Genomic DNA, 8,287 nt, shown 5'->3' on the forward strand with positions numbered 1-8,287 from the left:
ATAAAGATTTGTATTTCCCCCTCTCAAGACCGTAGCAAAAAGAATTACTTTGAGCTCCTTTCCCAATGACGTATTCATCGATAGATAGTGTTAAAATTCTATCAAGTGGCCACTCTTTAAGAAATTCTTCACGTAATTGTTCATTGTAAATACTATATTTAGATGCATCTTCTCTTAATCTTATTTTATTTTCTTGGTACCAAGCATAAAAATCTTCCAAACTGACTTTGCTTTTTAGCATCAATCTTACTCCTTTTATAATAATGTTCGAATAAAAAACTATATATATTTCATATATAGAATATCATATCCTATGGGAAATGAAAAGAATTTCTAAAGAAAAAGCCCAGCGTTAGGAGTTTCAATGTCTCTTAACACTAGACTTCTTTTCAATATTAATAATACTCCCCTTGACGGTAGTCCCATGAGTTAAAGGTGTCTGACAGATGCATCATGATTTTATCAATGTCAAGTCCTTTACGGATCACAACTGGTGCTGGTGAAGTTGAGCGTGCTCCTCCTTGTTCTGGGATAAGCTTGCCGTCTTTATCAACCATAGACACCATCACACCTTGCTCGTAGCGAGTTTCAACTGTTTTGTCTGGCTGGATTGAAGCTACGTAGTCGTCAGCTTCTATGACAAGATCCACAGCTCCTTCGATACGTTGACCGATTCCTTCCACCTTACCACGATTTCCTTTTCCAGATGGGTTTGCGGATGAAGCGTAGACCATCTTGCCTTCTTCCCAAAGTTTAGCAGCCAACTGTTCACCAGCTTTACCAAACTTGATGACAAAACAGCTCGTTCCACGAACGTCAGTCATGAGTTCTTCACGTCCATCACCGTATGCTTTCAATTTTTCAAAGGCTTCTGGTTTCCAAGGAAGGATACAACCGAGGAGAATATCTTTGTCCCAATGTTTTTGATAGAAGGCTTCGATTTCAGGATTTAGCTGTGCTAAAGCGTGTAGCTCGTCCATGCTACCACAGAGGACAACACCTGGTTTGTTACGGTTACGTTCTTTGGCTTCAAACTTACGCTCAAGTCCAGCCTTGTCACTAGTCATGATGATGTAACCGACTTTAGTAGGACAAACGATACATCCGCCCTCACCTTTTAAAATGTCATAGCCTTCTTGTGAAAGTGTTCCGTTCCATTGAATGTGTTTTGTCATAGTTTTATTTCCTTTTCTATATTTATTCTAATCCTGCCAGTAGGCTGGACGTTGTTTTTCATAAGCAGCAATCAAATCTTCGTATTGCATGGTAATACCGATATCATCCAAACCATTTAAGAGCTTGTGTTTCCATTCGCTATCGATGTCGAAATTGAATTCTCCAACTGGTGAGATGATTTTTTGTTGTTCCAAGTCCACAGTTACTTGGTCGCTTGGTTTCAATCGGGCTAGTTTCTCTCTAACCTCTCTGGGCTGGACAATGGGCAACATGCCATTATTGAGTTCATTATTGTAATGAATGTCCCCGAAAGATCCTGCAATCACGACCTTAAAACCATAGTCGGCTAGAGCCCAAGCTGCGTGTTCTCTGGAAGACCCTGCGCCAAAGTTATCCCCTGAGATGAGAATACTAGCTTTTCGATATTCAGGTCGGTTAAAGACAAAGTCTGGATCCTCAGTGTAGTTATCGTCCAGATAACGCCAAGCATACATGAGGTATTTGCCAAAACCTTTCTTGTCAATCAACTTCAGAAACTGTTTGGGAAGAATTTGGTCGGTATCGATATTGTCATTCATGAGAGGAACGGTCGTTCCCGTATAAACTGTAAATTCCTCCATATCCTCTCCTTACTGAGCTTCTGGCATTTGCCGTACATCTACGAAACGTCCTGCGATAGCTGCCGCAGCTGCCATGGCTGGACTGCAAAGATGGGTTTTAGCACCAAAGCCCTGCCGATCCTCAAAGTTACGATTGCTAGTTGAGGCACAATGAACACCATCTGGTACTTTATCAGGATTCATTCCTAGACACATAGAACACCCTGGATCTCTCCATTCGAAGCCAGCATCTAGGAATACCTTGTCCAAACCTAACTTCTCAGCAGCTCGCTTGACAGGTCGAGAACCAGGTACCACGATAGCCGTCAAATTTGGTGCGATCTTCTTCCCTTCTACAAATCGAGCTGCCAGTTGCAAATCACTAAGTCTAGCGTTGGTACAAGAACCAATAAAGACATAGCCTAGTTGGATATCTGCTGGTTTTTGACCTGGTTGCAAATCCATGTAATGATAGGCTCGTTCATCATTCATATCCTTAATTTCTGGGAAACTAGAATCAAAGTCAACACCCATCGCGGGATTAGTACCCCAAGTCACCATAGGAGCCAATTCTGAGACATCCAAACGAATAACCTTATCATAAACGGCATCTTCATCACTAACCAGTCTTTTCCAATCAGCTACTGCTTCATCAAAGTCCTTGGGAACACACTCTCGACCCTTCAAATAATCATAAGTCCTCTGATCTGGATTCATAATTCCCATCTTAGAGCCAAACTCGATAGACATATTGCAGATAGTCATTCGTTCTTCCATACTAAGTGCATCAATGGCCTGACCTCGATACTCCACCACGTAGCCAACACCACAAGCAACATCGTATTTGGCAATTAAGGCTAGAATGAAATCTTTGGCATAAACCCCTTTTTGAGGAACTCCTGTGAATTCCACCAACATTTTTTTGGGTTTAACCTGCCAAATGGTTTGGGTTGCAAAGACATGTTCGACCTCACTGGTTCCAATACCGAAGGCGATCGCTCCAAAAGCTCCGTGAGTTGCAGTATGGCTATCACCACAGACAATAAATTTCCCAGGTTGTGTTCTTCCTGTTTCAGGTCCAACCATATGAACGATACCTTGCTTTTCTGAACCGTGGGCAGCATGTTCAATTCCAAACTCCTCAACATTTTCAGCTAACTTATCAATCTGTGCTTTGGATATTACATCTCGAATATCATATATATTGACCGTCGGGACATTGTGGTCAAAGGTACCAAATGTCAAATCCGGTCGTCTCAATCTACGTCCTGCATCCCGTAATCCTTGAAAAGCTTGAGGACTGGTCACCTCGTGAATATAGTGTTGATCCACATACATGAGTTGAGGTTGTCCCTCTTCTCCTGTAATCACATGGAGGTCCCATAATTTATCAAAAATTGATTTTTCTGCCATCCATTATCTCCATATCAAATACAAAGTTACTAGTGTAGTCACTATTCCTAGGAACCAAACCGTTTTAAAATACCATTTTCTAGTCTTGTGATGAAAGGTAACACCTGCCAACCAAGCACCAAATCCACCAAGAAAGAATGCAAATGATAATAAATATTTTTCAGGGATGCGCCAAGCACCTTTTCTTGCTTTGGATTTGTCAATACCATAAATCATAAATACCAATAGATTCCAAATCAAAATAGCAAAAGTAATTTCTTCGTTTAGTTTCATAATCTTTCAATGATGGCTTCCGTCATTTCCTTGGTCGAAGCCTCTCCTCCTATATCTCTCGTTAAAATTCCTGCAGCTAAAGTTTGTTCAACTGCATCTTCGATACGCTTAGCATCTTCATATCGTCCAAAACTATCACGCAACATCATAGCAACTGATAAAATCATAGAAATAGGATTGGCGATTCCTAGGCCTGCTATATCAGGCGCTGAACCATGAATGGGTTCATAGAGACTCGGTCCATTCTCAGAGTGACTGGCTGATGGCATAACCCCAAGTGTACCAGATAGAACACTTGATTCGTCTGAGAGAATATCTCCGAAAAGATTCTCTGTAACAATAACATCGAACTTAGCTGGATTGGTAATCATGAGCATGGCAGCTGAGTCGACTAGCTGGTGCTCCAAAGTTACATCGGGATAATCTTTTGCTACTTCCTCAGCCACTCTTCGCCAAAGTTTTGATGTTGCTAACACATTTTGCTTATCAATACTGGTAAGGATTTTTCTCCGACTTCTTGCGATTTCAAAAGCCTTACGAATAATCCGTTCTACTTCCTCATAGCTATAGTCGTTGATATCACGCGCTTTTCGGTCTTCAAGGATATGATCACCAAAGTAAATCCCACCTGTCAACTCACGTACTACAACAAAGTCAACACCAGCAATTCGTTCAGGTTTGAGAGGCGATAAGTGCTTAAGGCTATCAAAAATTTTAACTGGACGAATATTGGCATAAAGATTAAGTTCCTTGCGGAGTGCCAAAAGCCCTTGTTCGGGTCGAACTGTATCATTATCATACTGAGGACTACCTATTGCAGCAAGGAGGATAGCGTCCGCTTCTCTAGCAGCCTTGAGCGTTTCGTCTGGTAAGGGGTGTCCTGTAACATCAATACCTGCACCTCCAAAAGGTCTTCTATCTATCTCATAGTCAAAGCCTGTTTTTTTGGCTAAAGCCTCCAGAACTTCTAACCCAGCTTCCATGATTTCAGGTCCAATCCCATCACCTGCTAGGGCAACAATTTTCTTTGTCATGGTATTCTCCTTTAAAGACTAGGCATGTCGCGATAGGAAACATTTGGACCTATCTCTCCGGTATTCTCTTTTTGAACAAAAGTATTAGCATTGATGTAGGCAATAGCTGAAGCCTTCAAAACATCGAAATCAAGTCCGGCTGCGTTAAAGATGGTTTCTGTATCTTTGTTTTCAACAGTGACTAAGACTCTTGCCTGAGCGTCTATACCATCCGTTACCGCATCAATAGTGTAGGACACCAAGCGAACAGATTGGTTGAAGAACTTATCAACAGCGTTAAAGATAGCTTCAACAGAACCTTGTCCAGTTGCATTAAAGTCGACTTTCTCACCATCCAAATTAGCCAATCTGACAGTTGCTTCAATTTCATTTTCCGCATGAGTTTGAAGTTGTAAATCATCAAAGTGGAAACCTTCTGGATTTTCAACCATGCTTCCAGCTACCAGAGCACGAATATCCGCGTCTGTGACTTCTTGTTTCTTATCTGCCAAGGCCTTGAACTTAGCAAAAAGTGGTTTGATGTCTTCGTCTGTAAAATCTAGGGCTAAATCTCTCAGTTTTTCTACAAAGGCATGACGACCAGACAATTTACCGAGCGGAAGACTGTTACTTTTGACACCAACCAATTCAGGTGTGATGATTTCATAAGTAAGAGGATTTTTAAGAATGCCATCCTGGTGAATACCTGATTCATGAGAGAAGGCATTTCCGCCGACAACTGCCTTATTTTTGGGAACTGGAATCCCTGAAAAGCGAGAGACCATTTCAGAAGTATTGATGGTTTCGTTTAAGACGATACTTGTCTCTGCTTGGTAATATTCTTGGCGAATATTGAGAGCTACTGCTATTTCTTCTAAAGCAGCATTTCCAGCTCGTTCGCCGATTCCGTTAATGGTTCCCTCAACACGTCCTGCACCATTCTTAACAGCAGCGAGGCTGTTTGCTACTGCCATTCCGAGGTCATCATGACAGTGAGGAGAATAGATAATCTGACGGTCTGTTTGGACATTGTCAATCAGATATTTAAAGATACTTCCGTATTCTTCTGGAGTTGTAAAACCTACTGTATCAGGAATATTGATATAAGTCGCACCCGCATCAACCGCAGTTTGAACGACTTGTAGGAGAAAGTCCAGCTCAGTTCTAGTCGCATCTTCTGGAGAGAATTCTACTACTTCAAACTTACTTCGTGCATAGGAAACATGTTCTTTAATAGACTCCAATATCTCTTCCTTACTCTTATTGAGCTTATACTTCCGATGAATAGGACTTGTTGCTATAAAGACATGTATTTGTGGATACTTAGCATCCTTGAGTGCTTCATAACAAGCATCAATGTCTGATTTAACAGAACGAGCTAAGCCTGTCACGGCTGTTTTTTTCATAGCCTTAGCAATTTCTTGAACAGCTGTAAATGAATCTGGACTAGCAGCTGGAAAACCAGCTTCGATTGCTGAAATTCCCCATTTCTCTAGCTGTTTTGCTATAGCAACCTTTTCCTTTATTGAAAGATTTACACCTGGTGTCTGCTCACCATCTCGGAGACTGGTATCTAAAAACTCAACTACACGCATGAGAATTCTCCCTTCACATTTTCGATATAGAAAAAACATCTCGCTCGGAGTTCCAAGCGAGATGTTGATTTACTCCCGCTTGGTAAGCCAAACAGGACTAATGCTTTTGCACTAGTCCGAGTACCTCAACAACAAAGCAAATTGATTAAACTTAGCTGTTTTCATGTTTGGCTTTCTCCTTTGTTTGATGTCTTGTTTAGTATTCTAGCATAGGAAAAATCACTTGTCAAGAAAAAATCCAATATTTTCTGAAAATTTCTTCAATAAAGAATATTTTGCGAATTGAAAGTATTTGAAAACTCAAATATGTTTATTTATTTCTTAGAAGTCAAAAACCAACTTCTCTCAAATAATTCAAGGACCTTTTCGTCAGTTAGAGTGTCATCAAGTGGAAGACTAATCCAATAGCGTTTATTCATATGAAAGGCTGGATAAATCCCGTTTTGTGAAAGCAAGTCAGCTACTTGGTCGTGTTTGAGGTTGACTGCTTCCACTAGCCCATCTCTCCCCTTATCTAGCCTATCCCAAGGAATTCTCATTAAAATAGCATACCACTTCTGATTATCTTCATGGCGCAAAACCGCCGTATCAGGTGATTTCTCCCATGGATATTCCAGCTGATTGCCATACTTTTCTTGAACAAGCGCCATGATTCTCTTGGTCTGTGGACAGAGAAATTTCTGTACCTCAAAACAGGCCTTTCTAATATCAAAAAGTTCCTCTAGACATGCCTCTCGAACGCTTCCGACAAAAGTTCCTCTCATGCTTTCCATGTGGACTTGAGGATAGAGTTCGCCAGTTTCCTGATCAAAAACCTGAAAAGTTAAATCACTATCCTCAACTGTAATCTTCATAAGAAAATCACCCTTCAAGATAGTCAAACTATAGGTCCATACACCTTGATTTTCTATAAATCCATACTCTTTAGCCTTTTTACTATTAAACTGATAGGCCTTAAAAATTTCAAACATAAGCGAAAACTGCTACCAAAAGCTAGCAGTTCCTTTCTATTTTTTAAAAGACAACCTTAGTTCCATGTAATTGTGTCACGCCCAGTTGGTCAATAAAGGTTTGACGGTTGTCCATGTCAATCCCCCCACCAGGTAAAATTTCAATTTTTCCTGCAGCGTGTTCTAGAATTCTATGATAGTGAGCAAAACGTTTCTCTAGAGAATCGCCAGATACACCAGCACGAGTCAGGATGCGTGTTACTCCAGCTTGGCTGAGCCAATCAATGGCTTCCAACTGGTCTTGGTCGCTCAATTCATCAAAGGCCATGTGAAAGACAATTTCCATACCTTTAGATGCAGCAATCAATTTTTCAAGATTGGCCTTGTCTAACTTCTTATCAGCTGTTAAGACACCAAAGACAACCCCCTGGCTTCCTGCTTGAGCAGTTAGACGAATATCCTCGAGCATGATGGCAATTTCTAAATCATTGTAGACAAAATCACCACCACGTGGTCGAATCATAGTCATAATGGTCGTATCGTAGTCGGCAGCCAGTTCCACAGCTGCCTTGGTTACTCCGTAGCTTGGAGTTGTTCCACCAACTGCTAGATTGTCACAAAGCTCGATGCGACGAGCTCCTGCCTGCATAGCTTTTTCAAGCAAGGTTACATTTTCAGCACAAAATTCGTAAATCATTTGATTCTCCTTGAAGATTACTTTAAATTTATTATATCATACTATTTCGAATATGTTTTTGTTTTTATCAAGGAAAATCGTTACTTATTAAAGCTATTCTTTATCAGGAATCACCTTAAAAAGATAGTAGGTGATAAAGATGGTTAAACATCCCAAACCGATTTTGACTGGTAAAAGAGGCGCAAAATAAATGGAAATTCCCATCAAGATATAAATTGATACAATAATCTTTTTCTTACGTTCACGCGCAATAGACTTGGTCTCACGAAAGTCCGCCACGTAAGTCTGATAAAGTTTGGTATGATAAAGCCAATCTTCAAAACGCTTGGAACTTCTCGAAAAACAAGCAATAGACAACAAAAGAAAAGGAGTCGTGGGCAACAAGGGCAAGACAACTCCAACAATAGCCAAGGCCAGTGATAAAAAACCAATAATTAGATAGATAATACGCATAACTTCTCCTAGTTAATACTCTTCGAAAATCTCTTCAAACCACGTCAGCGTCGCCTTACCGTATATATGTTACTGACTTCGTCAGTTCTATCTACAACCTCAAAGCAGTGCTTTGAGC

Annotated in this window: 10 protein-coding genes; all 10 read right to left on the reverse strand. The window is 40.6% G+C overall.

Annotation, left to right across the window (positions count from 1 at the left end):
- On the reverse strand, positions 1 to 241 hold a 241-nt coding region (locus tag ADM33_RS06385; protein WP_049503863.1), incomplete at its 3' end, for a hypothetical protein.
- Between the two features lie 154 nt (positions 242 to 395).
- Positions 396 to 1,175 (reverse strand): L-threonylcarbamoyladenylate synthase, encoded by a 780-nt coding sequence (locus ADM33_RS06390; RefSeq protein WP_049503865.1) that lies wholly within the window; start codon positions 1,173 to 1,175, stop codon positions 396 to 398.
- A 27-nt stretch (positions 1,176 to 1,202) separates the two neighbouring features.
- Positions 1,203 to 1,796, reverse strand: coding sequence for a 3-isopropylmalate dehydratase small subunit (gene leuD / locus ADM33_RS06395; RefSeq protein ID WP_049503867.1), 594 nt, complete (start codon positions 1,794 to 1,796; stop codon positions 1,203 to 1,205).
- A gap of 9 nt (positions 1,797 to 1,805) precedes the next feature.
- The gene (gene leuC, locus ADM33_RS06400) at positions 1,806 to 3,188 is read right to left on the reverse strand and encodes a 3-isopropylmalate dehydratase large subunit (RefSeq protein ID WP_049503869.1); all 1,383 of its coding nucleotides are present in this window, start codon (positions 3,186 to 3,188) and stop codon (positions 1,806 to 1,808) included.
- Between the two features lie 3 nt (positions 3,189 to 3,191).
- Positions 3,192 to 3,461, reverse strand: coding sequence for a DUF1294 domain-containing protein (locus tag ADM33_RS06405; RefSeq protein ID WP_049503870.1), 270 nt, complete (start codon positions 3,459 to 3,461; stop codon positions 3,192 to 3,194).
- A complete protein-coding gene (gene leuB, locus ADM33_RS06410; RefSeq protein ID WP_049503872.1) occupies positions 3,458 to 4,495 on the reverse strand; it encodes a 3-isopropylmalate dehydrogenase in 1,038 nt (345 codons plus the stop codon). Before leuB ends, ADM33_RS06405 begins: the two co-directional genes overlap by 4 nt.
- An 11-nt stretch (positions 4,496 to 4,506) precedes the next feature.
- Positions 4,507 to 6,069 (reverse strand): 2-isopropylmalate synthase, encoded by a 1,563-nt coding sequence (locus tag ADM33_RS06415; protein ID WP_049503874.1) that lies wholly within the window; start codon positions 6,067 to 6,069, stop codon positions 4,507 to 4,509.
- 314 nt (positions 6,070 to 6,383) lie between these two features.
- Positions 6,384 to 7,040: an MmcQ/YjbR family DNA-binding protein gene (locus tag ADM33_RS06420; protein WP_049503876.1), complete on the reverse strand. Its 657-nt coding sequence runs from the start codon at positions 7,038 to 7,040 to the stop codon at positions 6,384 to 6,386.
- Positions 7,041 to 7,083: 43 nt separating this feature from the next.
- On the reverse strand, positions 7,084 to 7,716 hold the full coding sequence (locus ADM33_RS06425) for a copper homeostasis protein CutC (protein WP_049503877.1): 633 nt from the start codon (positions 7,714 to 7,716) through the stop codon (positions 7,084 to 7,086).
- Between the two features lie 93 nt (positions 7,717 to 7,809).
- Positions 7,810 to 8,169 (reverse strand): YbaN family protein, encoded by a 360-nt coding sequence (locus ADM33_RS06430; RefSeq protein ID WP_045763427.1) that lies wholly within the window; start codon positions 8,167 to 8,169, stop codon positions 7,810 to 7,812.
- Positions 8,170 to 8,287: the final 118 nt, after the last annotated feature.

It is taken from the genome of Streptococcus oralis (genome assembly GCF_001075875.1).
GTDB lineage: Bacteria > Bacillota > Bacilli > Lactobacillales > Streptococcaceae > Streptococcus > Streptococcus oralis_I.

Coding starts and splice junctions, on each gene's coding strand:
- ADM33_RS06390 (WP_049503865.1), bottom strand. CDS start 1,175: ATGACAAAACACATTCAATGGAACGGAACACTTTCACAAGAAGGCTAT.
- leuD (WP_049503867.1), bottom strand. CDS start 1,796: ATGGAGGAATTTACAGTTTATACGGGAACGACCGTTCCTCTCATGAAT.
- leuC (WP_049503869.1), bottom strand. CDS start 3,188: ATGGCAGAAAAATCAATTTTTGATAAATTATGGGACCTCCATGTGATT.
- ADM33_RS06405 (WP_049503870.1), bottom strand. CDS start 3,461: ATGAAACTAAACGAAGAAATTACTTTTGCTATTTTGATTTGGAATCTA.
- leuB (WP_049503872.1), bottom strand. CDS start 4,495: ATGACAAAGAAAATTGTTGCCCTAGCAGGTGATGGGATTGGACCTGAA.
- ADM33_RS06415 (WP_049503874.1), bottom strand. CDS start 6,069: ATGCGTGTAGTTGAGTTTTTAGATACCAGTCTCCGAGATGGTGAGCAG.
- ADM33_RS06420 (WP_049503876.1), bottom strand. CDS start 7,040: ATGTTTGAAATTTTTAAGGCCTATCAGTTTAATAGTAAAAAGGCTAAA.
- ADM33_RS06425 (WP_049503877.1), bottom strand. CDS start 7,716: ATGATTTACGAATTTTGTGCTGAAAATGTAACCTTGCTTGAAAAAGCT.
- ADM33_RS06430 (WP_045763427.1), bottom strand. CDS start 8,169: ATGCGTATTATCTATCTAATTATTGGTTTTTTATCACTGGCCTTGGCT.